Source organism: Aquimarina spinulae (genome assembly GCF_943373825.1).
In the GTDB taxonomy this organism is placed as follows: Bacteria; Bacteroidota; Bacteroidia; order Flavobacteriales; family Flavobacteriaceae; genus Aquimarina; species Aquimarina spinulae.
Genome location: NZ_CALSBP010000002.1, coordinates 563264 through 590157, shown reverse-complemented (window position 1 = coordinate 590157; position 26894 = coordinate 563264). Strand labels below are relative to the sequence as shown.

Genomic DNA, 26894 nt, shown 5'->3' with positions numbered 1-26894 from the left:
TTAGTGCTTTAATTCATCATCAATCAATCGTGAGGCTAACTCAAAGAAGAACAATATTAACATACTTGTTTTTCATCTTTATTTTGTTCATTCCTTTAAAAGGATATTGTTTCTTTATTGAAACAAGTGAGAGAAATGAGGATGAGAATTCTTATAAATTATTATCTTATAAAGATCAGTTTTCTAATAGGTCAGATTTTGTATTTGCTACAGAAGCTGATCAAGTTATAGTACAAGAAAAAATAACTGATTCTACAGCTATATTCAAAGATCTGGCATTTTCTTATGCTAAAATTGATCAGCCCAAATTAGCTTGTGAGTTTATTGAAAAGTATATTAGATCAACTCTTGATGTAACTTTTGTTGATCATATTAAATTTGACCAAATAAGTACATCAGAACCCCATAAACAACTTGCGGAGAAGTATTTAAAACAATTTGGTTGGCTTGCCCTCTTCTGTTTTTATATTTCCTTTGTAGGTTTTTTTATAACTATAGTATTAAATTTTCGTAAAGGCACTGATAAGACAGCTAGTTTGTTAATGAGTATTTTTGTATTCCTGAATTCATGTTTCATGGCCCATTTGGGACTGTATTTTATGAATTATGAATATTATTGGCCGCATACGTTATTTATGTTTTCTACGTTTGGGCTATTATATGGTCCTATTATATATTTTTATTTTAAAAGAGCCTCGCAGAACTATAAGTTCAAACGTTTGGATCTATTACACTTGATGCCGACCGTATTTCTGGTACTATTGTTGTTACCTGTTTACTTATTACCCGCAGAAGAAAAACTTAGAATGGTCATACATTATGAGCGACCATACCTTACTTTAATTTCAGTTGCTAAGCTATTATCATTGTTAGTTTATGGTATTTTAATGGTTAATGTTTATGTTCGAAGGGTTAAGGAAAAGTTCTATTTTTCGAAACAGTTAATTAATTGGCAGCGAAACATAATGATATTTTGTGCTGTATATATATTGTCATATGCGGTATATGCATTTTTAAATGTATTGCATTTAGCTAGTGGATTCTTGTTTAACGTACAGGTAGTTTCGTTAGCAGTTATGGTCTTATATATTAGCTACTCTGCATTTGTTCAACCTTCACTATTTGGAAAATTAAGAATAGTAAAATCTGAAGGTGAAAAAGAAGAAAAAATACTAAAAAATACAAATAGTAAATACGAAAAATCAGGACTAACACCAAGTTTGTCACTAGAGCTTAAAGTAAAGTTGTTGTATTTACTCAAAGAAGAGAAAATTTATAAACAAAATGATATTACGCTTCATAAAGTTTCACTATTACTAGATACCACAAGACACAATACTTCTCAGATTATAAATGAACATTTCGGACTTAATTTTTTTGAATTAATCAATAAATATAGAATAGAAGAAGCCAAAGAGATTTTAAAAGGAGAGAAGCATAGAGGTTTTAATATTATTGATGTGGCTTATGAAGTAGGCTTTAATAATAAAGTTACTTTTAACAAATCGTTTAAAAAATACAACCAAATTACTCCCTCAGAATATTTAAAACGATTTGTAGCATAGTGCAAGAAATTTTAAGTGAAAAGTAAGTTTTTTCCTTTTCTGAAATGCGTTTTTTATTCTTATTTTCACTCGTTCATTTATTTGAAAACCAGTAAGATATGCTGTTGAAAAAAAGATATTCAGAACCAAAAAAAAGAAAATAATAGCCCTATTATCGGTGTTAGTTCTCTTTAAAAGGCTTAAGTGTTGATATTTATTTTTTAGAATATGCTCTTTTCTGCGCTTTTTTAGATCAAATGATTCATTTTTCTCATTTTTTTTAAAAATATTGATTTTTTACTTGTAAAAAAACATCTTTTTTGTATTAAAATTGTAATCTGCCAAGTTGATTTTAGTACTCAAATCACTTTCAATATATGTGTATTTTCAAAAACTTAAGGATTGTTAATAAACAATGCTTATATTTATGATATCATAAATAAAAGAATGGATAAATTAAGTATATGTTGTTTTTTTATGAAATTTTATATCAATTCGTAAAAATGTAAGCGTAGTTATACATGTAATTCTTTTCTTCCTTTTGTGATAAAGCTAACTATTTAAGTTTAATCTTTTTTAAAAATTCTATTTATGAGGTTACATCATTACAAACTATTTATGCTCGCTTTTTTGATATCGGGCATGATGTCTGCTCAACAACAAATCTCTGGAACTGTTCAGGGAGAAGGAGGGCTACCATTACCTGGGGTTAATATTATAATACAAGGTAAATCTACAGGTACACAAACAGATTTTGACGGGCAATACGCAATTAATGCCGATATAGGCGAAGTGCTTGTGTATTCATATTTAGGTTTTGTTACCCAGCAGATAACTGTATCGGGGCAAAATGAAATTAATGTAGTACTGAAAGAAGATGTAGGAGTATTAGAAGAAGTAGTTGTGGTTGGATTCGGTACCCAATCAAAACGGTTACTAACTGGTAATGTTTCAAAAATTGAGGCAGGTAAAATTGGAGGTATTTCTACACCTAGTGTGCAAAATGCATTAATAGCTAAGGCGCCAGGTGTACAAATTACACAAATTAACGGTAAGCTAGAAGGGGGTGTAAAGGTAATTATTAGAGGACTTTCTTCAATATCGGCTTCTCAAGAACCATTATATGTTATTGATGGAATTGAGATGAATAATAGAAATTCGTCCTCGATTGGTGCGAATTTGAACCCTTTATTAACGGTAAATCCAAATGATATTGCATCAATTGATATTTTGAAAGATGCATCTGCAACAGCTATTTATGGGGCAAAAGGAACGAACGGAGTTATACTGATTACAACCAAAAGAGGTAAAGAAGGAAAATCACAGGTTTCTGTTGATCTTTCTACCGCATTTGGAAAACCAACTAACAAAAGAGATTGGTTAAATGCTAGCCAGTACGAAGAATTACTTCGAGAATCTGCATTCAACAGATTTGGAGATCAGGTTGCTGCCGATGATTGGGTAGACAATAGATTGCCAAGATATGAGGGAGATCAGGATTGGAGAACTCTTGATACAGACTGGCAAGAGGAAGCTTTTCAAGATAGCTATGTTAATGATATTAATGTGTCTATTTCTGGTGGAAATGAAAAGACGGTAAGCTTTATATCTGGATCAAGCAATGATTCAGAAGGTATTATTAGAGGTAACGGTTTAAAACGTTATAGTATGAGAGCAAACATAGATCACAATGTTAGCAAAAACCTTAGCGTTGGTGTGAATGCAAGTTATTCAAGTACTGTGATTAACAGGATTGCAGGAGATAATGCATTTGTTACGCCTTTGCAAGTTATTGCGCAAGTACCTACATCACCAACTCATCTGTTAAGTGGTGAGCCAAATGGTACCAGTGGTACAGGCACGAGAACGTTATATGCTAATTTCTTACTGCAAGATAAACACTCTTTCCGTAAAACTTCGATTAGAAGGATTTTAGCCAAGGTATTTGGGGACATAGACATCTTTCCATCCCTAACTTTGAGATCAGAGTTTGGTTATGACTATTTATATCAGACAGTTGATAGAAATACAGGTAGACTGGCACCATTTCAATCTACAAATGGTCAAAGTTTTGCTTCAGATGATGGTACAGAAATATTATCTACAAATAATTATTTTACCTATGATTATTCATCGGGAGGAGCATCTAGTCTAAATTTTGTTTTAGGTATGACGTATACTAGGCTAAAAAACAGAGCTAATTCGGTAACAGGGGATGGTTTTCCTACCGATAGTTTTAGATCTGTCTCTAGTGCAGCAACAATTTCGGCGGGTACTGGTACTTTTACAAACTGGGCACAGCTAGCTTATTTTGCCAGAGCATCATATGATTTTAAAAAGAGATATCTTATAAACGCTACTCTTCGTCGTGATTCATCCTCTCGATTTGGTAAAGATAAAAGAAATGCATTTTTCCCTGCAGTTTCGGTAGGTTGGATTGTGTCTGAAGAAAACTTTTTACATGATTCTAGTATACTATCAAATTTAAAACTTAGAGCCAGTTGGGGAGTTAATGGTAATACTCCAACGGTGGATTTTGGATCTTTAGCTCTATATGGAGGTACTAATTATGGTGGTGTTTCAGGTATTGCTTTTACGCAAATAGACAACCCTGATTTAAAATGGGAAGAAACCGCGCAACAAAATTTCGGACTTGATTTTGGATTTTTTAATAATAGGATAACTGGTGAAGTTGATTATTATATTAAAAAGACAGATGACTTGATATTTAATCAACGACTTCCGTATGAAACAGGTGCTCCTAATAATGCTGGAATACTTAAAAATATCGGAGATCTAGAAAACAAAGGATTTGAATTTGTGTTAAATACAGTAAATATTCAGACCGATAACCTTACATGGGAGACTAGTTTTAATATTGCTACAAATAAAAATGAAATTGTTAGTGTGCCAAATGGTGATGATTTGATCACAGGTCAAAATATTCTTCGAGAAGGAGAAGCTATCAACTCTTTCTATATGGTAGAGTATGCAGGTGTAAATCCAGATAATGGTGATGCAGAATATATTTTGAACACGACAAATGCCGATGGTACAATAAATAGAGGAAGAACTAACGATTTCTCACAGGCAGAACGAATTATTGCCGGAAATCCTAACCCAGATTTGTTTGGAGGTTTAACAAGTACACTGAATTACAAAACGATTGATTTTTCTTTTACTTTTCAAGGACAATGGGGTGCCCAGGTATTTAATGGTGCTGGACAGTACCAGGAAACAGGTTTTGGAAACGGTTTAGATAATCAAGATGTATATATTTATGAGAATAGATGGCAAAACCCAGGAGATATAACAGATGTACCTCAAGCAAGATTATTTTTAAATAATGGACACTCTAATAGTACTAGATATTTGCAAGATGCAGATTTTATAAGATTGAGAAATATAACACTTGGATATTCTCTACCACAAAGTGCATTGGATAAATTAGGAATGAGTAAGATAAGGCTCTATGTGGCTGGATTAAATCTTCTAACTTTTACAGATTTTAGAGGGTATGACCCAGAATCAACTAATGATGATAATAATACTAATACTAACGTGGGTAGTACTTTTTATTCTGCACCACCGGCAAAAGTATATACACTGGGTGTTAATTTAACATTTTAAAAAAAAATAGATTATGAAATTTTTGAAATATTTAATATTAATAGTGATATTCAGTACTGTATCGTGCGAGAATGAACTGGATATAGAGCCACAACAAAGTGTTTCTAATGAGGTAGCCACATCAACAGCAGCAAATATTGAAGCTATTCTTACCGGTGCCTATGATTCTGCAAGAAGTGGAGACCCTACTCTTGGAGGCGGGAATTATGATGGAGATTTGGCAAATATTGCTGTCCTGTATGGTAATACAGACCAAATAGAATGGAATGGAACATTTGCTAACTTAAGAGAGTTGTTTAACAAAGAATTGGATAATGTTAATACTAGTGCAAATGGAATGTGGCGTGATGCTTATTTGTTATTTGGTGCTGTTAATACAGTAATGGCAAACTTAGATAAGTTTGAAGATGAGGATCAAAAAAATAGAGTTGAAGGAGAAGCATTATTCTTAAGGGGACTCGCATACTTTGATATCATACGTTTGTACGGTCAACAATATAATGCGGGTGGAGGGAATACTCAAGCTGGTGTTCCTATTGTTTTGGATCCTCCAAGTCTTGAGCGATTAGTTCCTAGAAACTCTGTAGAAGAGGTGTATACGCAAATTATACAGGATTTAACAAGTGCTTATAGTAAACTACCTGATACTAATGGAGACAGAGCCGATAAATATGCAGCTCAGGCAGTATTGGCCAGAGTATATTTGCAACAAGGTAATTATGCTGCTGCAAGAGATGCTGCAGATGATGTGATACAAAACAGTGGGCATAGTTTGATGCCTGATTTTAATGCGGTTTTTGATTCTGATGATAACACAGCAGAAAGTATTTTTTCATTTGTCGTTAATACTCAAGAAGGAACCAATTGGCATGTAGTGCACTTTGCAAGCGAAGCTTTAGGAGGTAGAGGAGGAGATATATCGATTGCTCAGGCCTATATAGATAAGTTTGATTCTGCAGCAGATGAAAGAAGAAACTATACCTATACAGACGGGGGATTAACATTAAGCTCTAAGTTTGTCAGACAGTTTGCTAATACGCAGCAGATCAGATTGGCAGAAATGCATTTAATAAGAGCTGAATCTAACTTTAGAGAAGGTACGTCTACTGGCCAGGCTCCATTGGCAGAAATAAACGCTTTAAGGGCAAGATCTTCTGCTCCTGCACTTGGTGCCTTAACCATTGATCTCATTTTAAATGAGAGAGAACTAGAACTAGGTTTTGAAGGGTTTGTTTTACATGATTATAAACGAACACAGCGAAATATAGCGGGATTACCTTATAATGATAATAAATTAGTTTTTCCTGTGCCTCAACAAGCAAGGGATAGAAATGATTTGTTAGAACAAAATCCAGGGTATTAAACTGGTTTTTAAAATAAAGGAATACTCTTAATTTTTATAAGTAAAATTGCCCACCAATACTATTGGTGGGCAATTTAATTTTTACACTTCTTTGATAGTTATTTCATGATCTGCTTATTCTTCAAAATAAAATTGATGGTTCTTACTATCATAGATGTTATTGATAGAGATAGTTATAACCCAAAAAAAGTTGTTTTTAATATACTAAGAATATAATTTTTATGGCTATAGGTATTAATCATGGCTTTAAAAGCATATTGTACCGTATTGATCATAATTTTCCTGTTAATTTTCAAACTTTGTTAATTACATTATTGGCCTTATATATTAGCTATACAGCATTTGTCAAACCAAGTGTATTTGGTGGATTAAAAATGATAAAAAATAGAGCGGAGAAAGGGTCAAATAATAGATTGAAGAAATATATAAAAACCAGGCTTTATAGGACACCTCTCCTTAGAATTATTAGAAAAGGATGAAATATATCAAAGAAATGATATGAGTCTTCAGAAGCTTTTATAATTACTTAATACTTCAAGGCATAATACTTCCCAAATGATAAACAAACACTTTAATCTTAACTTTTCTGAATTGATTAATAAGTATAGAATTGAAGAGGCAAAAAAATATTAAAAGATAAGCAATATCAATATGAGAATTTCAATAGTATTGATGTGGTTTATGAGGTTGGTTTTAATAACAAAGTGACTTTCAGTAAGTCATTCGAGAAATACAATCGAATTACATCATCAGAATGCGTTAAACCCTAAAGGTAAAGGGTTTTGTTTACGGGTAAACTTTCTTCGGTAAAGGGTAAAGGCTTATAGGGGTTACCTTTTTTTATGCCTGTAAAATGTTTCTTTGGGCTATAATCATAAATAGGGGGGATGAATGTATTATTTCCATTTAAACTTTGTTCAAGTTTTGTGAAAGTAAATTTGAGTTAGCCATCAAAATATTCTAATCCTTCCTTTTATGGTTATATCTAATAACTATGTTAAGTATTAATTTTTTGAAAACTTTTTTATCTATGAAAGTACATTATTACAAGTTTCTAATGTTATTTTTCTTTGTGTATAGTATTTCTTTTGCACAAGGAGAAAGCATATCAGGAACAGTTACAGATGATAAGGGATTACCTCTTCCGGGTGTGAATGTCCTTATCAAAAATACAAATAACGGAACTCAAACCGATTTTGATGGAAATTATACAATCTCTGCTAGTAGAGGTGCCGTAATTTCTTTTAGTTATGTTGGTTTTGAGACCAAAGAAATTGTAGTTAACGAAAAAACTACTATTAATGCGCAATTATCTACTTCTTCTTCAGAACTGGAAGAGGTTGTTATTGTTGGATTTGGAACAACAACAGAAAAAAAAACTAATCCAAAGTATAGGAACTATTAGAACAGCAGCGATTGAAGATATCCCAGCTGTTACAGCACAAGAGTTATTACAAGGACAGGCTAGTGGTGTTCAATTTACTCAAAGTTCGGGTGTACTTGGTGCTGCTAATGTAATTCGTGTTCGAGGAATTTCTTCTCTTAATGGAGGTTCTCAACCATTAATTGTTATTGATGGGGTACCGTTAAGTGATGATATTAATACATTTAATAATGGAGGAAATACAGGATTAAATCCAATTTCGGATTTAAATCCTCAAGATATTGCTTCTTTTTCGGTACTTAAAGATGCTGCTGCTACAGCAATTTGGGGTTCTCGTGGAGCTAACGGAGTTATCTTGATTAAAACAAAAAGTGGAAAACCTAATACAGACACTAAAATAAATGCAGATGTATGGACTTCATTTACAGATGTGACTGATTTGGTTGACATATTAGACTCAGGTCAATATGCTCAATATCGTTTTGAAAGAGGACAAGCAGGAGCGAGTGGAGGAATTGGTGCTGTTACCGATCTTCCTTTGCAAGGTCCAGATTGGTTAGATCTAGCAACTAGAACTGGATTTTCACAAAATTACAACGTATCTGCTCAAGGTGGTGGAGAAAAAACAAGTTTTTTCTTAGGAACTGGTTATTCTAAATTAGAAGGTGGAATTGTAGGAAACGATCTTCGAAGAATTAATGGAAGAGTTAATTTAAACCATAAGGCAAATCGTTGGTTAGATCTTGGTTTAAATTTATCTGTAACTAATACACTTAATGACCGTATTAATACAGAAAACACAACTTTTGCCCCTTTAACATCTGCATATTTAATTAGACCTTTCATTCAATCAAGAGACGATGAAGGTAATTTTATAAATAATGACTTTATTCAAAATATTGAAGCAATTGAAGCTTTGCAAATAAATCAGGTAGAGAGTACCAGAGTTATTGGTAATATGAATGCTACAATTAAGTTTACAGATAATCTTAATTATAAGGGTTCTTTTGGAATTGATCGAAGTCAAATTGATAACTTTACAAGAGTTCCCGAATTAATAGACCCTTCTGCAGATGGAGGAACTACACCTGGAGGTAATGCTCAGAATTTTATAGCAAATGATAACAGAATTATAACAGATCATACTTTAAATTTTAATAAAACATTTAATGATATCCATACTGTTGGTGCAGTAGCTGGGATATCATACCAGGAGACTACCTTTAATACTATAAATGTAGCAACCGAAGATTTCCTTTCTGACGATTTGAGAAATGTCGGAAATGGTGCTGTTCCAACTTTAACGACTCAGTCTAGAGCCAAAAGAAGTTTATATGGAGCATTTGGAAGAGTTAACTATGATTATAAGAGTAAGTACCTTATTGAAGGTTCTTTCAGAAGAGATGGTTTCTCAAGATTTGGAGTTAATAACAGGTTTGGTAACTTCTGGTCGGTAGCTGCAGGATGGGTAGTTTCTGAAGAAGAATTTATACAACAAATAGAAGCTATTAGTCTTTTAAAGTTAAGAGCTAGTTATGGTACTTCAGGAAATGATAGAATCGGTGGATCTTTTCCTTCGTTAGGATTATTTGGTTCTGCTGTACCTGCTATAGCTGCAACCTATAATTATAATGGAAGTGGTGGTCTAGCACCAACTCAAGCTGGTAATGCTGATTTGACATTTGAAGAAAGTGCAACATTAGACTTGGCTTTAGAATTAGGGTTGTTTAGAAACAGAATAAACCTTAATGTAACTTATTTTAATAAGAAGACTACAGATTTACTGTTAAACGTACCGGTGACCGAGATTACAGGTTTCCCTACCATTACCGCTAATGCTGGTGAACTAGAAAATAGAGGTTGGGAATTTGGATTAAATACGAAAAATGTAATTACCGATAACTTTACATGGTCTACAGATTTTAATATCTCTTTTATTGAGACAGAGGTAATTTCTTTACCAGGAGCAAATGATTCTCCAGAAGGAAGGTTCATTGAAGCTGCAGGAGCAAGACAAAGAGCAATAGAAGGGCAGTCAACAAATAATTTCTATTTAGTAAGATATGTAGGAGTAAACCCTCAAACTGGAGATGCAGAGTATCTGGATAGAGATGGTAATGTTACAACTACACCAAATTTTGATACAGATAGGGTAGTTGTAGGAGATGCTTTACCAGATTTTTATGGAGGTATTACAAATACATTTACATATAAAAACTTTGATCTTAGTTTCTTAATGTCATTTACGTATGGTAATGATATATTCCTTGATGGATTACGATTTGTTGGTGCACCAGATAGAGTAGGATCTTTTAACCAATCGGTTGATGTATTAGATTACTGGAAACAACCTGGAGATAACGCAACGTACCCAAGATTAGGGAGTTCAACAGAAAATCTTTATAGACAATCTTCTACATTTCAGTTAAGAGATGGATCTTTCTTAAGAATGAGAAACTTAACTTTTGGTTATACACTACCAGATAGCCTATTGAAAAACAGTAAATTATTCAAAAAGGTAAGAGTATATGCAACTGGTAATAACTTATTTGTGATAAAAGGAGATAGCAATTTAGATGGCTTTGATCCTGAGGTAACTGATGATATTAATCCATTAGTACAAGGAGAGACTTTCTTTACTGCTCCACAGGCAAGACAGTTCTTAATTGGAACCAGAATCACATTTTAAATCTAAATACATAGGATATAATGAAAACAATTCTTAAAAAATATAAAATACTGCTATTAATTGGAGTTTTAAGCTTCACCTATAGCTGTGATGATGAACTTGAAATCGATCCGGAAGATAATCTTACTGAGAATGTAGTTTTTTCTTCAGAATTTGCGATTAGAGGAGCACTTACTGGGTTGTATGGACAAGCTCGAGAAGTTGATGCTTTAAATGGTAATAGATATGCTCTTTCTGGAATACAATCAGACGAACTAACGTTCGTAGGTTCTTTTCCTACATTGGCAGATTTGTTTGAATATGCTACTCAGGCTACAAATACTACTACCCAAGAATCTTGGGATGAAGCTTATGAAATCATTAATAATGCTAATTTCATAATAACTAAAGTTCCTGAAGTAGATATCATAGGTTTTACAGATGAAGAAAAAGCACTTGTAGTAGCTGAAGCTAAATTTATGCGTGCTGTGATGTATTTTGAAATGGCTAGAGTATATGGGCAACCAATTCAGTTTGATAATGGTAATAATCTTTGTATTCCTATTTCTACTAAACCTTTTGATGGAGATGCATCTCCAACAGATTTCGAACTTCCTCGTTCGACAGTAAATGAAGTACATGCTTTTATCATTCAGGACTTAGAAGATGCTATAGCTGGATTACCGGTTGGTACAGATAATACTAGAGCTTCTAAAGGTTCAGCACAAGCTTTATTGGCAAGACTTCGCTTATATAGAGAAGAATGGTCTGAAGCAGCTAATTTAGCAAATGAAGTTATTAATTCAGGTTCTTACCAATTTGGGACTAATTACTCATTTTTTAAGACATTAGCGAACGAAAGTGTATTCGTCTTAGCAAATAATGCTACAGATGGTGCTTTTGGAGGTAGTGGTCTACACAATTTTGCAAACCCTTCTCCTGCAGGTAGAGGAGATCTTTATTATTCAGATTTCTTAGTAAATAGTCTAGAAAGCGGTGTTGCAGCTGTAGGGAATACAGAAGGAAAAGATTTAAGACTGGTTGGTGTATCAGCTCCTGGTAACGATGCAAATGGTGTAGAAGAAATTTTCCAAAATAAAATTAGTGCTACTGGTAATGATCCATTACCTATAATTAGAATTACAGAAATGTATTTTATTAGAGCTGAAGCTAATTTAAGAGGAGGTTTATCCGTTGGTGATACTCCATTAAATGATATTAACCTTATTAGAGGAAGAGCTGGTATTGTAGATTTGGCAGCGGTAACATTAGACGATATTCTTGAAGAAAGATTAAAAGAATTCGCAAATGAAGGCCACAGAAGAATGGATCTTTTACGAAACAGATTGCCATTAAGACAATCAGGAGATGCTCAGTTTGCAGCTTCTGCGTTTGGTGCCAATAAAACTATATATCCGATACCTGCGACTCAAATAAATTCTAACCCAGCATTACAGGGACAACAGAATCCAGGTTATTAATTGGAAATACACACTGTTTGTTATATAAACAAAATTACCCGTCAACTCATAGTTGACGGGTAATTTATTTTTAGCTTATCTGTTTAATTTCTTTGATTCAAATTGGGATCTGTAAAATTTGAAACAAACTTCTATAAGGCATTTCCAAAGTTTTATATCACCACAACTTAAATCGCTAGGAAATATATAAGCAGGATTTATTTATGTTGTTTAGAAACAATTGATTACTGCTATTTTTCTATACGCGAAAAGAGAGAAAAAGTTTTAAATTGGATGTGAATGTATACACGTTCCTGTATTTTTAGAATAACTATAATATTTTCGAATGACTTAGATTGTATGATTAAAGTTGCCTGATCTTGTTTAGTTTGGCTTTCCAAACATCTAAGTTTTCTTTATATTTTTCGATATTCTTTCGTACATCTCTTACCATTGGATTGTCATCTTTGGCATGTTTGAAGAACTGAAGATTGTTTTCTAATTGACGGATTTCGCCATTAACTTCATCGATTTTTTTGCGAATAAAGCTCTGTTCGTTTCTAAGAGCTCGATCATCACTCTGGCCGGATAAAGTATTTAGTTTATTTTCGTATTTAATCAGTTCTGTTTCTTTACGGCCCAAATTAAGTTGCTGAAAGAAACCATCCAGAATTTTATTATATTCTGCTTCTATATTTTTCTTTTTATATGGCACTCTACCTAAAGTTTTCCAGGTAGCAATGTTTTCTTTTATAGTTTTAAGATCGACTTCGGTATCCCCAGAAAGCTCTAGTTTTTTAAGAGTTTCGATATGTTCCTGTTTCTTTTCTAAAGAAACGAGCTCTTCTTTATTAGCTTCATTTCTTTCTGCATGAAGCCTATCAAAATAAGAATTACAGGCGTCTTTAAACCTTTTCCAGATTCTATCACTATCTTTTCGAGGGACATGACCAATCTTTTTCCAATCAGATTGAATTTTTTTCATAAGTGGAGTAATAGCAGTAAAGTCATCACTGTCTTTATTATCTTCTGCTATCTGGATCAGTTCCATTTTTTTATTTAAATTATCAAACTGATCTTTTTTAAGGCCCTTATAAAACGCATTTTTATTACGATTAAAATCTCTTACAGCAGTTTTAAACTCGCTCCAAGTTTGTTCATTTAGATTAGAAGGTACTTTTCCCGCTTTAAAAAATTGATCCCTTAACGCCTCAATTTCTTTTATTTTTTGTTGCCAACCATTATGGTTTTTAGGATGATCCTGGCTAACTTCAATAATTTTTGCAATGATCTCTCTTTTTACTACTAGATTTTGTTCGTAGACTTTATCCTGATCTTTAAAATACCTCTGGCGATTTTCATGAATTTTTTTTGTTAATTCACTAAATTTTTCCCAGATAGGTTCTCTATATTCTTTTCCGACAGGCCCCAGATCTTCTTTCCACATTTTATGAAGCAACTGCAATTCTCTAAACGCTCTATTAACATCGGTCTCTTGTGCTAATTCTGTGGCACGCTCAATAATCTTAAGTTTTTGCTCAAGGTTATGTTTAAAATCAAGATCTCTAAATTCTCTGTTTAAATGCAGAAAATCATAAAAATTCTCAGTATGATGATGATAGGTATTCCATACAGTATTGTATTTATCCCTTGGTATAGGACCTGCATTGCGCCATCTTTCCTGAATACTTTTAAAATGATTGTATGTTGTATTTATGTTTTCGTCTACATTAAGTAAACCTTTTAATTCATCAATCAGCTCTAACCTTCTTTTTAGATTTTCCTGAAGGTCTTTTTTAAGGTTTTGGTAATATGAATTTCGTTTTTCTTTATAATCAAAATAAACAGAATTAAATTCTTTTTTTATTGGCGTCGAATAGTAGAAATCTATAATATCACCACCATCAGCCAAGAATTCTTCCTTTTTTTGCTCTACTTCTTCATTAAATTTTTCATTAAACTCACTTTTGATTTCCTCAACGTGTTCTCTAATTGCCTGAATTTTTTCATTTTTGATCAACTCTCGTAATTCTTTGATCAATTCTTCTTTATTCATGGCATGATAATCCTTCTTCTCGATATTATGACGCTCTATGGTGCTCTCATCTTCGCTATGCTCAGCGACAGCTTCATCCATTTGATCTTGAATTTGATCCTCACCAGCAGGAGTTTTAGGCTTTGATTCTTCTTTTTGTATAGTAATTGCATCGCTGCTCTCGTCTACAGATTCCTTTGCATCATTTTCTGAAGTAGGTGCATCATTACTATTCTCTACAGTAACTTCATCTGGAGTAGGCGTATTTTCTTTTACGTCGGTGTCAGAATTTAATGCTTCTTCTGAAGTTGTAATACTATTTTCAGACTCAGAATCTTCTTCTATAGCATCTGTAATCTGTGGATTAACTAATGTTTTAGGTTCTTCGTTTTCAGAATCTTCTTCTATGGCATCTGTAATTTGTGGATTAACCGATGTTTTAGATTCTTCATTTTCAGAATCTTCTATTTTTTCAGTAGTTACTTCATCAGAATCTTCTGATTTAACAGCTTCCAGATTTTCAGTTTCTAAGTTTACATCTAAAATCTTAGTCTTATTTTCTTCATTTCCATCTGCCTTAGGCAGGTTATCACGTGTGGACATTGTGTGAGCGTTTTTGTTTGTCTGAGTTTAATGCCTGACTAAGATACTAACATATTAGAAAAACTCAAAGTTATTGAAAGGTTTTAAGATTACTTAAAAAGAGTTTTGGTAAGAATTTTATGACAAAATGAGCTGAAAATTACATATTCCAGATTTCCCAGGCCTTTTCTGCTTGCAGTATTAACATTTGTAATCCGTTAGAAACAGTAGCTCCTTTTTCTTTTCCTTTACTCATAAAAGTAGTTTCATCCGGATTATAAATCAAATCGTATAAAACATGATTTTTGGTAATATATTCATAAGGGATATCTGGGTAATTATGAATGTTCGGATGCGTTCCTAAAGGGGTACAGTTGATTATTAGTTTGTATGCATGTATAATATCTTCATCGAGATCGCTATAACTTAGTTCATTAAAATCAGGATTACGTGATACAAATGTATAATCGATATTTAGATGATTTAATGCATAAGCAATAGCTTTTGAAGCACCTCCTGTACCAAGAATTAATGCCTTTTTTATCGTTTTGTTGAGTAAAGGCTTTAAAGATTCTGTAAAACCATAATAATCGCTATTATATCCTTTTAATTTTTGATCTTTATCAAACTTTATAACGTTTATTGCTCCAATTTCTTTGGCTATTGGGTCCAGATCATCCATATACTGAATTACTTCTTCTTTATAAGGTATGGTTACATTTAAACCTTGTACATCACGATCTTTGGTAACTTCAATAAAATCTTTAATTTGGGTAAGATCAAAGTTGTTATATTCACAATCTAGATTTTCTTTTTCAAATTTTTCTGAAAAATAACCTTTAGAGAAGGAATAACTAATGTTTCTACCTAATAAACCGTATATTTTTTTCATTTTGAAGTTTTTAACGTTTTTTGGCCATACCATTCTAACCATAAAACGATGCCAATACCTACGAGAATATAAAAAATCCCAATATAGGTTTCGATAGTTGTAAAATCGGGAAAATAACGATCGTAATTATCGAGTATAGGATTACCCAATGCATCAATTTGTGTGTTTCCTAGAGTATCGACTTTATAAATTTTATTCTTCCAGGGCCAAACGACACCTAGAGAACCGGTTATAAATCCAATGATCGCTGCAAAAGTTGCATTTTTATAGTGCTTTAAAACATATCCTAAAAAATGGGATAAGGTAACTAAACCTGTTAATGAACCAAGACTAAATACAATAAGTACTTTTAGTAATCTAGTTCTGTGAGTATCTTCTATAAATGAAAGATCCCAACGTATTAGATCGGCTATTGTATCATATAAAGCATTTACAGAATCAACTAGTAAAAGAACATAATTGCCTAGTAAAATAAGAATAAAAGAGCCAGATAATCCAGGTAATGTCATACCAGATACACCAATAATACCACAGATAAATACAAACCAAAGATTGTCATTTTCTTTTGCAGGAGCCAATAAACTAATACTAACCCCAATTATAATACCTATAATAATAAGACAGATGTTTCTTCTGTTCCAATCGTTAAAATCTTTTACTATATAATAAATAGAGCCAATGATCATCCCAAAAAATGCTGCCCATACGTATAATTCAAAATGAATAATGAGGTAATCCAAAATTTTAGAAACACTAAAATAGCTAATTAACATTCCTAAGATTAAAAGGCCAAGAAATCGTCCGTTTATGTATCGCCAAAAGCTTTTAAACCTAAAATTGATAAAAAGCTTAAATGCTTTAAAATTTATTTTCTGAAGAGAATAGATAAATTCTTCATAAAACCCGGCAACAAATGCAACGACACCTCCAGAAACACCAGGGACTTTATTTGCAGCACCCATTGCAAGACCTTTAATAACAAGGAAAAGTCTATCAGTAAAGGTTCGGGTACTTTGTTGCATTGGTTAGTCTGGTTTTTTTACAGAAAGGCGTTCTAAGATAAGGATTAATAGAAAACCTATAACTATAAAAAGTAAAACCCAAATCATTTTAACATCACCTTCAAATTGACTTGGTAGAATGCTCTTTTCTATGAAAGGAACCTCGATTCCTTCAGAGTTTGTTCTCCAGGATTCGACTTTTTTCCAGGGCCATAACTTATTTAGTGAGCCTATCATAAACCCCGTAAGTATAGCTAAAGTCATATTTTTATGATGTTTAAACATCCAGTTAAGTGCTTTAGAAAACAATTTCAACCCTATAGCGGCACCAATAGCCATGATTAATATTTTATAAATAGCTTGCCACAAGATATCAAAATCCATTTGTACAACTCCGTTACGTAATTGGTTCAGAATATCAATAGCTGTTTGGTAAACTCCAAGGATAAGTAGTATAAAAGCTCCTGATACTCCTGGTAATATCATGGCAATGATTGCAATGAATCCACAAAACATAAGATACCAGTTACTATCTGGTGAAGCCAGAGGTTCTGCTATAGTGATAAAATAAGAAAGTACTGCTGCCAGAATAATACCAATGATTACTTTTGGTTTCCAGGCAGTGATTTGTTTTCCAATATAAACGATACTGGCAAGAACTAATCCAAAGAAAAATCCCCAAAGTAATAAAGGTTCATTATGAAGTAACCACTTTATAAGTTTTGCAAGAGAAAGAATACTGGTTACAATACCTAAAAAAAGAGCTGTTAAAAAAGATAGGTTATATTTTTTCCAGGAAGTTTTAAATCCTTCTTTCTTCCAAACCGAGAAAAAACCAAGATCTAGTCTATTAATAGTTTCAATCAATTCTTCATATATGCCAGATATAAATGCAATAGTTCCCCCAGAAACTCCAGGAACTACATCTGCTGCTCCCATTGCTAATCCTTTTGCAGAGATGATAAGGTAATCCTTAAGATTTCTTTGCATTCTTATTGTTTTTGATGTTTTAAGTTAAAACAAATGTATGGATTTTTGCAATGTAATCGATTAGAAAAAAAACAGTCTTTTTTAGAATTATTGGTATTCAGAAATAATGTTTCTAACAAGAGTAAGATTAAAAATCTTTTCAAAAAGTTCTTCCAGAACGATATGATATTCATAGTCAAGATCTAAGGCTTTTCTTATATGAAACTCACCTTTTTGATAATCTTGTAGTTCATAGTATAAACCAGCAAGTCTATATTGAATTTCTGCATTATCGGGATAAAACTCTATAGCTTGGTGTAAATTTTGTATTGCAGCATTTGATTCTCCTATAAATCTAAGGATATCCGAACGATTTAACCAGGTTTCTAGTTCATAATTCCCTAACTCGATAGCTTTTCTATATCCTCGTTCTGCTTCTTCAAAAAAAGCAAGTCTATTGTTTATTTTTGCGTAACGTTTCCAGTATAAAACATTTTCACCATCAATGTTTATAGCTTTGTTTGTATAGTATAGCGCTTTTTGATAATCGCGTTTACGCATGTAGAAATCAGTAATGGCTATCCATCCTTTATCCAATAATGGATCTTCATGTACGGTTTTGGAATAGTGTTGAATTGCAAGGTCATCTACACCTAGTTTTTCATAACATTTTCCTATTCTTAGCAAAGCAAAAGAAGTAGGGTCATCTAGCTCTAATGTTATTCTATAGTTTTCTATAGCTTCATTATGTCTTTTTAGTTTTTCTAATACTTTTCCTTTTTCTAAATAAGCACCAATAAAATATTCATCACTTATAATTGCAAAATCATAAGCTGCTAGAGCTTTTTCATATTCCTCTAGATCAAAATATTGTTTGCCAACCTGGTGCCAGGCGACTTCACAATATGGATTTTTATTTAGAAACATGTTTAGATATTCGATAGCTTCTTCATGTTGCTCAAGAAAATCAAAACAGTATATCACATTGTATAAAGCAGAGTAATCCTGATCATCTGCTTCGAGGCATTTCATAAAATTGATTTTTGCATTTTCAAAATCATCCATAAAAAGATATTCCATTCCTATAAGGGAATACACATCAGCAGCATCATTTGTATAGCTAAGTGCCATCATTAATAACTCTATGGCTTTTATATGATCGTTTTGTTTAGAAAGAATATTAGCTTTTTGAATGTAGATTTCTTCATTTTCTGGCTCTATAGCGTGTAGCTGAGCCAAAAGATGATCTGCTTTATCTAAGCGATTTTCAAAGACGAGAATTTCGACTTGCAATAATTTAAGATTAACAGATGACGGATGTTGAGAAAGTCCCAAAGAAATTGCTTTTTTTGCCTTAGCAATTTTTCCGTTTTCTAAATAGTGATGAATAATAGACTCAAATTCATCTGAATCAAAAAACTTAACATCATTAGATCTCAGCATAGACTCGTATCGAGTAATCGAGAAATTATTTTCTTCTTCTTCGTGGTTAAATCTCATACACGTTGATTAAAGATGCTCAATAAATCATAAAATTGATGTAAATACTTTTTTTGTCTTCCCCAACAAATAAAAGTATCTAATAAATCCATTACTTAATCTATTTTCGCATTATTGATTTCCTCAGTATTAAAATTACAAATGAAATTGAATAATAATACTTCAAAAACCAATTGTTTTTAACAAACTAATTAACAAAATACGTACCATTATATAGATAATGATATAGAGTTTTTCTTTTATAGAAGCCGAAATGTATTAATGAATTTGTGAAAATAATGGATGGTCTATTAAAGATACGGTTTTTTTAATAAAACTTCAATGATTATCGTTTAAATTTTGCTGTCTAATATTTGATCTAAAGCAGTAAGGATGATTTGACATCCTTCCCTGATTTCACTTTCGGATATAGTAAGTGGTGGTGTAATACGTACTGCAAGGGGCTCAAAAAGTAACCAAAATAAAATTAATCCATGGTCTTGGCATTTTAAAATAACTTGGTTTGTTATTTCTACAGAAGGAGTTATAAAAGCTAACATGAGACCTAGTCCTCTGATTTCTTTAATTAATGGATGAATTAATAGTGACCTGAATAGTTTTTCTTTTTCGAGCGTAGCTGCCATTACGTCACTTTCTGTAATTTCCTGTAATGTTGCCAAAGCGGCAGCTGCAATGACAGGATTTCCTCCAAATGTTGTAATATGGCCTAATTTAGGATTGTCCTGTAGTTGATCCATCATTGTTGTCGAAGCGGTAAAAGCCCCAATCGGAAGTCCACCACCCATTCCTTTACCCATTACAACGATATCAGGGACAATGCCGTAATGTTGAAAGCCAAATAAGGTTCCAGTTCTTCCAAATCCAGGTTGTATCTCATCTAGAATTAACAATGCTCCAACTTCTTTACACTTCTTTTTTACTTTTTTTAGATACTCGTATTTAGGTTCGATAAATCCCGCTCCTCCTTGTATAGTTTCTAAGATAACCGCTGCGGTTTTGTGTGTGATTTGTTGTATCTCTTTTTCGTCATTAAATGTAATAAAAGAGGTGTCAGGAATTAATGGCCTAAATGCTTGCTTACGTTCTTCATATCCCATTACACTCATAGATCCCATTGTGTTGCCATGATATGCTAGTTTTGCCGCAATAATCTGACTTCGACCTGTAACTCTTCGGGCTAATTTTAAAGCCCCTTCAATAGCCTCGGTTCCTGAGTTGGTTAAGTAGGTTTTTTCTAATGGATGGGGTAGGTGAGAAGCTAATAGTTTGGTAAGTTCTACAGCAGGTTGTTGTATGTATTCACCATACACCATGACATGTAGATATTTATCTAACTGATCCTTTACTGCACGTATAACTCTGGGATGTTTGTGTCCTAAGCTACATGCTGAGACTCCAGCAACAAAATCCAAATATTTCTTGTCATTAGTGTCATAAATATAACTACCAGTAGCATATGAAACTTCTATAGCTAAGGGATGTGGAGTAGTTTGCGCTTGATATTTGAAAAAATCCTGTTTCAAGATTGTTTTTTTACTAGATTATCGGGTTTGAATGCGTTATCCGATATTTTTACACAAAAAGATATTAGTGCTCTATATTGATACTATCTTTTTGATTTTTTTTCTTTTCGGTATTAAGATCTTCTTTTACTTTCTTTTTAAAAGGAATAGAATCTAGTTGTTCGTTAGTTTCTTTGAGCTCGGCATCTTTAAGTTCTTGCTCTAATAATCGAGAACCTTCAGACTTATTATCCTCTAAACGTTTAACAGTCTCTTCATCAAAGAAATCTGCTTCATCTTTTGGTAATGGGATTCCTGTTATTTTGGTAAGCTCAGGAGGTGATTCTCCTCTAAATAGATCAGCCTTGCTATTAATACGTTCATCACCACGCCAATTAAAACCAGAGAGCTCACGAGCATTTTCTGGTAGGTCAATTTCACGATATAAAGTACCATCAATATTCTGGTAATAATAGACATCTTCAATCTCCCGATTATTTAATAATAATCTGATTGAGCTAGAGAGTACTTTATTAATACCAATAAGCTTTAGCTCCCCTTCGCTTTCTCTCTGGTAAAATATAGTTTCTGTGTTTTTATCTATATCTACCTGGTAGAGTTCATTTTCTTTAAATAAACCATAAAGTATTTGGCCTTTTACTTGATTGAACCCGGCTTTAAGAGTGTCTTCTTGTACTAAAAAAGCATTTTGGTACACGATAAGTGAATCTAACTTTTCTGTCTTTGTATTCGAGATAATTTTTATGGTATCACCTGTCATTTGATTTCTTTGCGACCAAATAATAGGTCGGCCAATCATTTTAGTATATCCTGTGGTCTGATCTACATTAATAGAATCACTTTTGCCACTCATATTACTCTTATAGATTCTCACATCATAAAAACCATTCATTATTCTTCGTTCGGGTTTACCGGTGACCATAAGTGTATCACTGTGAATAAAAATAGAATCTTTTTCCTGCAAAGTAGCTGCGAGTGCTCTCTTTGTGATAAAAACAGAATCTTTTTCTTTAAAAACCTCTGCATAATGACCTGTAATCACAGAATTATTTGCCGTATCTAATACTCTAATATTATTAGTAGCCGAAGCAAATTGACTAGCACTATTGTAAAAAATACTATCTCCAAAAACAGTGCGTTTATCATAGTCGATTTTGGCATTTTTGATAGCATATCCAGTCTTAACTTTAGTGTCATAGAATCCTCGTTCACAATATAATGTGCTTTCTTTACCTTTAACTGTCGAAGGACCATATAGGTATGCATGACCATTTTCTGTATAATAATCCAATCGATCAGAATCGACCGTGTTTTCTGGATTTACAATTTTTACTGTGGTATTAAATGAATATTGTTTTCTATCCATAAAGTACCGTCCAATTTGACTGGTTAATGTATTCGAAGAATCCCGAACTGTTCCTCCACTACGATAATAAGCCTGTTGCCTAAGTCGATCAAAGAATAAAGTATCGGTACGCAATGTATTCGAAGGAGTTTCCATAAATACATCATCGCTTGCATACGCAAATTTAGTATTACCATTATACTCAGCATATTTACTAGTCATGATGATAGTATCTCCTTGCTTCATTTTTACATTTCCTAAAGCCTTAACAAACTTATCTTCACCATAGTGAATAGCTTGATCACACCATATCTCAATCCCTTCATGTTGCATATATACCTGTTTGTCTACTTTAGCCAGGATAGTTGCCCCAGGAAACCGATTTTGATCTTTTATAGTACGATCAGATTGAACTTTGATTTGTTTTCCTTCCTGTGCAAATGATGCTACCGAAAATATAAAAGCAAATAGTATATAGAGGAATTTGTTTTTCAAGTGTTTCAAATTTGTATGCAAAATAACGAAAATTGTATCTAATGATTGTCGCTATAGCAGTAAAATAAAAAGTAAGTCATGTTCATTTAATAACTTTATGTCTAATCTTATGTTGCATTTTAACATGTTTTATCTCTGTAATACTTTAAAAGCAAGTAATTTCTACAATGAGTATAGGGTTGTAGTTTCATAAAAAAAGGATAATGTGTAAGTTTTGTACGATCAAAGGACTAATACAGATAAAAAGAAGCAAATAAGAGAAATTTTCGAATTTTTTAACACTAGATCTACTTAAGCATCAGTAAATTGCGATAGGAAACAACAAAGGTAACGATCAATGCTATGGGGATAGCATCATCTTAACTTTTATTTTTTATCAAAGGCAAATTTGTTTATTCTGATCCATTGCTAAGAATAGATATAGAGCTGCTTTTTTTTTAAAAAAAAAAGAACAGTTGAGGTCGTTATACTATTAACAAAAAGATAATAGATGGTTTTGAAAAAAAACTTAGGGGCTCTATTTTTTTTGTTTTTTTGGGGTGCTGTGTTTTCTCAGGAAAAGCAGTTGGAAAAAGCAAATGAAGCTTTTAAAAAGTATGCCTATATAGAGGCAAGGGAAATGTACTTAAAAGCTATAAAAAAAGGAGGTAAATCAATAGAGTTATATGAAAGATTAGGGGATTCATATTACTTTAATGGTGAGTTAGAAAAAGCAGCACAATGGTATCGGGTATTGTCTTCTTTGTATCCAGAAAAGATAAAATCAGAATACCGAACCAGGTATACACAATGCTTTAAAAGTACTGAAGAATATAAAGATGAAGATGATATAGCGCATTGGTTGTATTCAAGCAATGATGAAGGAGTTGAACAGATACATGACTCACTAGATAATACTTTATCGAAAAAAGATAAGCCAAAGGAATTTATAATTGATACCTTAAATATCAATTCGAAATATTCTGATTATGCTCCTAGTTTTTATAATGGTGAATTAGTATTCGCATCTTCGAGAAATACCAATAACTTTTCTAAAGTATTACACGAATGGAATGATCAACCATTTTTGGATTTGTATACAACTACACATGTTTCTGAAGAAAAAAGTATTGAAAAATTAAAAGGGACTATTAATTCGAAGTTTCATGAATCTTCTGCAACTTTTAGTAAGGATAGGAAAACGGTCTATTTTACTAGAAATAATTATTCTAAAAGAAAATCTAAAACAAATACAAAAGGCGTTGTTTTATTAAAAATATATAGAGCACGTTATGATAACGGAAAATGGGGAGATGTAGAAGAACTGCCTTTTAATAGTGATGAGTACTCAATAGCACATCCCGCATTATCTTCAGATGGCAAATACTTATATTTTGCAAGTGATATGCCAGGAACTCAGGGGAAATCAGATTTATATGTGGTAAAAATAAATGAAGATGAAAGTTTTGGAACGCCTAGAAATCTAGGAGATTTAATTAATACTTCGGGCCGTGAAACTTTCCCTTATATTAGTGATAAAGGAAAGTTGTTTTTTGCAAGTGATGGTCATAAGGGGCTAGGAGGATTAGATATTTTTATGGCTATTTTAAATAAGGAGGGAGTCGCAGAAGTTTATAATTTAGGAAAACCTATTAACAGCCCGAAAGATGATTTTACTTTTATTATCAATGAAGAAAGCAAAACTGGGTATTTTGCGAGTAATCGTAAAGGTGGAAAAGGTGATGATGATATCTATGGTTTTAAGCAGATAAAATCATTTCCAGATGGCTATTATCGTAAGCAGGAAATTATGCGAAAATTAGAAAGGGTAATAGAGTTAAAACCTAATAAGGAAGGAACTACTTCGTTATGATATTATGAATTGATAGAGAATATATTTTAGATTTATTTTCTGATAAATGTTTTTGCTTTTATATATTTATGGTAAAACAAATAACTATATGAAAGTAAAACTATTTTTAATTTTCGTTTTTATAAATCATTTTTTTTATGCTCAGGTCGACAGGAATTCTATATTAGGATTGCCTAATGTTACTACTGTTCAAATGAATGGTATTGTAACTCCTAATCGAGGATCGATAGTGTATAATACTACCGATGATAAAATATACTACTGGGATGGAACAAAGTGGGTTGCTGCAAATGAATCAGCATCAGACGGAGATGTAAAATTTAATGTTGCTACTGCAGATCATGGTGGATGGTATATTTTAGATGGTCGTAGTGTTGCGACGCTTTCGGCTACGGCTCAAGCAGTTGCTGCTAGTCTAGGATTTACCACAAATTTACCCGATGCAACAGATAGAGTCTTAAAGCATCCTGCAGGAGGAGAAAATATAGGAGATACAGGGGGACAAGCGAATACAACCTTAGTTCAGGCTAATTTACCTAATGTTAATTTTACAGGTACAACAAATACTACAGGGAATCATAGGCATGGTTTTGCAGGTTTTTTTTCTAACCAACGTGTGCGAAATGGTGTAGATACAAATAGAAGAATTTTATTGGCCGGAGGAAATACAAATACTGGTAATACAGGGAATCACAACCATAATGTAACACTAAATAGTGGAGGAGCAAACCAATCTTTTGATCGCTATCAACCTTATCTGGTAATTAATACTTTTATCTATTTGGGAAATTAAGACTATACATTTACATTATACATATAAAAAATAAGAGCGGCTGTAAAATACAGCCGCTCTTATTTTTTATAATGCTATTTTTTACCTGTGTATGGTTTGCGTTCTATCTGGTCCTACAGAAACAATTGTAATTGGTGTTTCCAGCTCTTTCTCTAAAAACGAAATGTATTCATTTAACTCTTTAGGTAATTGAGAAGGATCGGTCATTCCTGTAAGATCTTCGGACCAACCTTTCATCTCAGTATAAATAGGAGTTACATTTTCAGGTTCTATATTGTAAGGTAAATGAGTAATTGTTTTACCCTGGTATTTATAAGCGGTACATATTTTTAAGGTATTAAACCCACTTAGTACATCGCCTTTCATCATCATTAATTTTGTGACACCGTTTACATGTACTGCATATTTTAGTGCTACAAGGTCTAGCCATCCACATCTTCTTGGTCTACCTGTAGTAGCTCCAAATTCATGACCAACTTGTGCCATTGTCTCTCCATCTTTATCAAATAGTTCTGTCGGAAATGGTCCACTACCAACTCGAGTAGTGTATGCTTTAAATATACCAAAAACATCTTTGATCTTATTTGGTGCAATACCCAAACCGGTACATGCTCCTGCTGCTGTAGTATTTGATGACGTTACAAAAGGGTATGTGCCAAAATCGATATCTAATAAAGACCCTTGAGCACCTTCTGCCAGAATTGTTTTTCCTTCTTTTTGAGCTTGATGAAGGTATTCTTCACTATCAATAAAAGTAAGTGTTTTTAAAACTTTAACCGCTTCAAAAAATTCATTCTCTAACTCTTCCAGATTGTATTCTATTTTTGAATCATAAAAATCAATCATTGCTTCATGCTTATTGGCTAAAGCACGGTAACGTTCTTTCCAGTCATTTAGTTCTAAATCCCCAACTCGAATACCATTTCTACCAGTTTTGTCCATATATGTAGGGCCAATTCCTTTTAAAGTAGAACCAATTTTTGCTTTTCCTTTAGAAGCTTCAGAAGCAGCATCCAGAATCCTATGTGTAGGAAGAATTAGATGGGCTTTTCTAGAAATCAATAATTTTGATTTATAATCTAAATTAAATTTATTAAGATTATCCAATTCTTTTTTGAAAATCACAGGGTCTATTACGACACCATTTCCAACCAGATTTATGGCTTTATCATGAAAAATTCCGCTAGGAATAGTATGTAACACATGTTTGATTCCATCAAATTCTAAAGTGTGACCGGCATTAGGACCACCTTGAAATCGTGCAATAATATTATAATCTTTTGTAAGAACGTCTACAATTTTTCCTTTCCCTTCGTCTCCCCATTGAAGACCAAGTAATAAGTTTACCGCCATTAGTTATCTTTATTAGTTGGGTTTTTTTTAGTTCCGTAGAAATACAAAGAATGATTTGTAATATCTACATCAAAAATTTCTTCGATTGTTTTTTTTATAGATTGAATTCTAGGATCACAAAACTCTAATACATCCCCGGTATCAGTTAAAATTAAGTGATCATGTTGTCTATCGAAATATGATTTTTCGTATTGAGCTTGATTTTGTCCGAATTGATGTTTTCTAACCAATTTACATTCTAATAAAAGCTCTATAGTGTTATAAAGTGTGGCACGGCTTACCCTATAATTTTTGTTTTTCATTTTGATATATAATGATTCGATATCAAAATGCTCATCACTTTCGTAAATCTCTTGAAGTATAGCGTATCTTTCGGGTGTTTTTCTATGACCATTTTCTTCTAAGAAACTGGTGAAAACATTTTTAACGATAATTTGATCGTTTTGTGTAGTTGCTTTAGTACTCATACGTTTAAAAACGCAAAGTTACATTATTTTTTATTAGT

Annotated in this window: 17 protein-coding genes; 8 read left to right on the top strand and 9 right to left on the bottom strand. The window is 32.6% G+C overall.

The genetic code is table 11. The features are described from left to right. Positions 1 to 65: 65 nt before the first annotated feature. From NNH57_RS08170 to NNH57_RS08145, 6 genes are all read left to right on the top strand, one after another. Entirely contained in the window at positions 66 to 1565 is a 1500-nt protein-coding gene (locus NNH57_RS08170) for a helix-turn-helix domain-containing protein (protein WP_159099214.1), read from the top strand. A 570-nt stretch (positions 1566 to 2135) separates the two neighbouring features. Next, the gene (locus tag NNH57_RS08165) at positions 2136 to 5174 is read left to right on the top strand and encodes a SusC/RagA family TonB-linked outer membrane protein (protein WP_082994931.1); all 3039 of its coding nucleotides are present in this window, start codon (positions 2136 to 2138) and stop codon (positions 5172 to 5174) included. A gap of 13 nt (positions 5175 to 5187) precedes the next feature. Beyond that, a complete protein-coding gene (locus NNH57_RS08160) occupies positions 5188 to 6537 on the top strand; it encodes a RagB/SusD family nutrient uptake outer membrane protein (protein ID WP_074408621.1) in 1350 nt (449 codons plus the stop codon). Positions 6538 to 7567: 1030 nt separating this feature from the next. Then, a complete protein-coding gene (locus NNH57_RS08155; RefSeq protein ID WP_254504145.1) occupies positions 7568 to 7942 on the top strand; it encodes a carboxypeptidase-like regulatory domain-containing protein in 375 nt (124 codons plus the stop codon). After that, positions 7839 to 10610: a SusC/RagA family TonB-linked outer membrane protein gene (locus NNH57_RS08150; RefSeq protein ID WP_254504143.1), complete on the top strand. Its 2772-nt coding sequence runs from the start codon at positions 7839 to 7841 to the stop codon at positions 10608 to 10610. Before NNH57_RS08155 ends, NNH57_RS08150 begins: the two co-directional genes overlap by 104 nt. A gap of 20 nt (positions 10611 to 10630) precedes the next feature. Then, positions 10631 to 12070: a RagB/SusD family nutrient uptake outer membrane protein gene (locus NNH57_RS08145; RefSeq protein WP_074408618.1), complete on the top strand. Its 1440-nt coding sequence runs from the start codon at positions 10631 to 10633 to the stop codon at positions 12068 to 12070. 343 nt (positions 12071 to 12413) lie between these two features. Here the strand turns inward: NNH57_RS08145 and NNH57_RS08140 are convergent, their stop codons facing one another. The 7 genes from NNH57_RS08140 to NNH57_RS08110 all read right to left on the bottom strand — a co-directional run bounded on the left by NNH57_RS08140 (position 12414) and on the right by NNH57_RS08110 (position 22391). Further along, positions 12414 to 14687, bottom strand: coding sequence for a DUF349 domain-containing protein (locus tag NNH57_RS08140; protein WP_082994929.1), 2274 nt, complete (start codon positions 14685 to 14687; stop codon positions 12414 to 12416). Between the two features lie 139 nt (positions 14688 to 14826). Further along, entirely contained in the window at positions 14827 to 15558 is a 732-nt protein-coding gene (locus NNH57_RS08135; RefSeq protein ID WP_108807862.1) for a shikimate dehydrogenase family protein, read from the bottom strand. Continuing rightward, the gene (locus NNH57_RS08130; protein ID WP_108807845.1) at positions 15555 to 16580 is read right to left on the bottom strand and encodes a DUF368 domain-containing protein; all 1026 of its coding nucleotides are present in this window, start codon (positions 16578 to 16580) and stop codon (positions 15555 to 15557) included. Before NNH57_RS08130 ends, NNH57_RS08135 begins: the two co-directional genes overlap by 4 nt. 3 nt (positions 16581 to 16583) lie before the next feature. After that, positions 16584 to 17549, bottom strand: coding sequence for a DUF368 domain-containing protein (locus NNH57_RS08125; protein ID WP_074408616.1), 966 nt, complete (start codon positions 17547 to 17549; stop codon positions 16584 to 16586). Between the two features lie 87 nt (positions 17550 to 17636). Beyond that, positions 17637 to 19028 (bottom strand): tetratricopeptide repeat protein, encoded by a 1392-nt coding sequence (locus NNH57_RS08120; RefSeq protein WP_074408615.1) that lies wholly within the window; start codon positions 19026 to 19028, stop codon positions 17637 to 17639. 332 nt (positions 19029 to 19360) lie between these two features. Further along, a complete protein-coding gene (locus NNH57_RS08115; protein WP_074408614.1) occupies positions 19361 to 20551 on the bottom strand; it encodes an aspartate aminotransferase family protein in 1191 nt (396 codons plus the stop codon). A 64-nt stretch (positions 20552 to 20615) separates the two neighbouring features. Then, positions 20616 to 22391 (bottom strand): OstA-like protein, encoded by a 1776-nt coding sequence (locus NNH57_RS08110; protein ID WP_108807846.1) that lies wholly within the window; start codon positions 22389 to 22391, stop codon positions 20616 to 20618. A gap of 490 nt (positions 22392 to 22881) precedes the next feature. On the opposite strand from NNH57_RS08110, the gene NNH57_RS08105 reads away from it, so the two are divergent. Together NNH57_RS08105 and NNH57_RS08100 are read left to right on the top strand one after the other, a co-directional pair. Then, positions 22882 to 24243 (top strand): PD40 domain-containing protein, encoded by a 1362-nt coding sequence (locus tag NNH57_RS08105; RefSeq protein ID WP_108807847.1) that lies wholly within the window; start codon positions 22882 to 22884, stop codon positions 24241 to 24243. Positions 24244 to 24331: 88 nt separating this feature from the next. Next, entirely contained in the window at positions 24332 to 25036 is a 705-nt protein-coding gene (locus NNH57_RS08100; RefSeq protein WP_132065942.1) for a hypothetical protein, read from the top strand. An 81-nt stretch (positions 25037 to 25117) separates the two neighbouring features. On the opposite strand, the gene NNH57_RS08095 is transcribed toward NNH57_RS08100, so the two are convergent. Both NNH57_RS08095 and NNH57_RS08090 read right to left on the bottom strand, forming a co-directional pair. Continuing rightward, positions 25118 to 26389, bottom strand: a complete 1272-nt coding sequence (locus NNH57_RS08095) for an adenylosuccinate synthase (protein WP_074408610.1) — start codon at positions 26387 to 26389, stop codon at positions 25118 to 25120. Beyond that, complete coding sequence (locus NNH57_RS08090) at positions 26389 to 26856, bottom strand: Fur family transcriptional regulator (RefSeq protein WP_024771200.1); 468 nt, start codon at positions 26854 to 26856, stop codon at positions 26389 to 26391. The genes NNH57_RS08095 and NNH57_RS08090 overlap by 1 nt, the downstream gene beginning before the upstream one ends. Positions 26857 to 26894: the final 38 nt, after the last annotated feature.

Excerpts from the sequence above, each read along its gene's own strand:
- NNH57_RS08165 (WP_082994931.1), top strand. The coding sequence starts at position 2,136 with ATGAGGTTACATCATTACAAACTATTTATGCTCGCTTTTTTGATATCG.
- NNH57_RS08160 (WP_074408621.1), top strand. The coding sequence starts at position 5,188 with ATGAAATTTTTGAAATATTTAATATTAATAGTGATATTCAGTACTGTA.
- NNH57_RS08155 (WP_254504145.1), top strand. The coding sequence starts at position 7,568 with ATGAAAGTACATTATTACAAGTTTCTAATGTTATTTTTCTTTGTGTAT.
- NNH57_RS08150 (WP_254504143.1), top strand. The coding sequence starts at position 7,839 with ATGCGCAATTATCTACTTCTTCTTCAGAACTGGAAGAGGTTGTTATTG.
- NNH57_RS08145 (WP_074408618.1), top strand. The coding sequence starts at position 10,631 with ATGAAAACAATTCTTAAAAAATATAAAATACTGCTATTAATTGGAGTT.
- NNH57_RS08140 (WP_082994929.1), bottom strand. The coding sequence starts at position 14,687 with ATGTCCACACGTGATAACCTGCCTAAGGCAGATGGAAATGAAGAAAAT.
- NNH57_RS08135 (WP_108807862.1), bottom strand. The coding sequence starts at position 15,558 with ATGAAAAAAATATACGGTTTATTAGGTAGAAACATTAGTTATTCCTTC.
- NNH57_RS08130 (WP_108807845.1), bottom strand. The coding sequence starts at position 16,580 with ATGCAACAAAGTACCCGAACCTTTACTGATAGACTTTTCCTTGTTATT.
- NNH57_RS08125 (WP_074408616.1), bottom strand. The coding sequence starts at position 17,549 with ATGCAAAGAAATCTTAAGGATTACCTTATCATCTCTGCAAAAGGATTA.
- NNH57_RS08120 (WP_074408615.1), bottom strand. The coding sequence starts at position 19,028 with ATGAGATTTAACCACGAAGAAGAAGAAAATAATTTCTCGATTACTCGA.
- NNH57_RS08105 (WP_108807847.1), top strand. The coding sequence starts at position 22,882 with ATGGTTTTGAAAAAAAACTTAGGGGCTCTATTTTTTTTGTTTTTTTGG.
- NNH57_RS08100 (WP_132065942.1), top strand. The coding sequence starts at position 24,332 with ATGAAAGTAAAACTATTTTTAATTTTCGTTTTTATAAATCATTTTTTT.
- NNH57_RS08095 (WP_074408610.1), bottom strand. The coding sequence starts at position 26,389 with ATGGCGGTAAACTTATTACTTGGTCTTCAATGGGGAGACGAAGGGAAA.
- NNH57_RS08090 (WP_024771200.1), bottom strand. The coding sequence starts at position 26,856 with ATGAGTACTAAAGCAACTACACAAAACGATCAAATTATCGTTAAAAAT.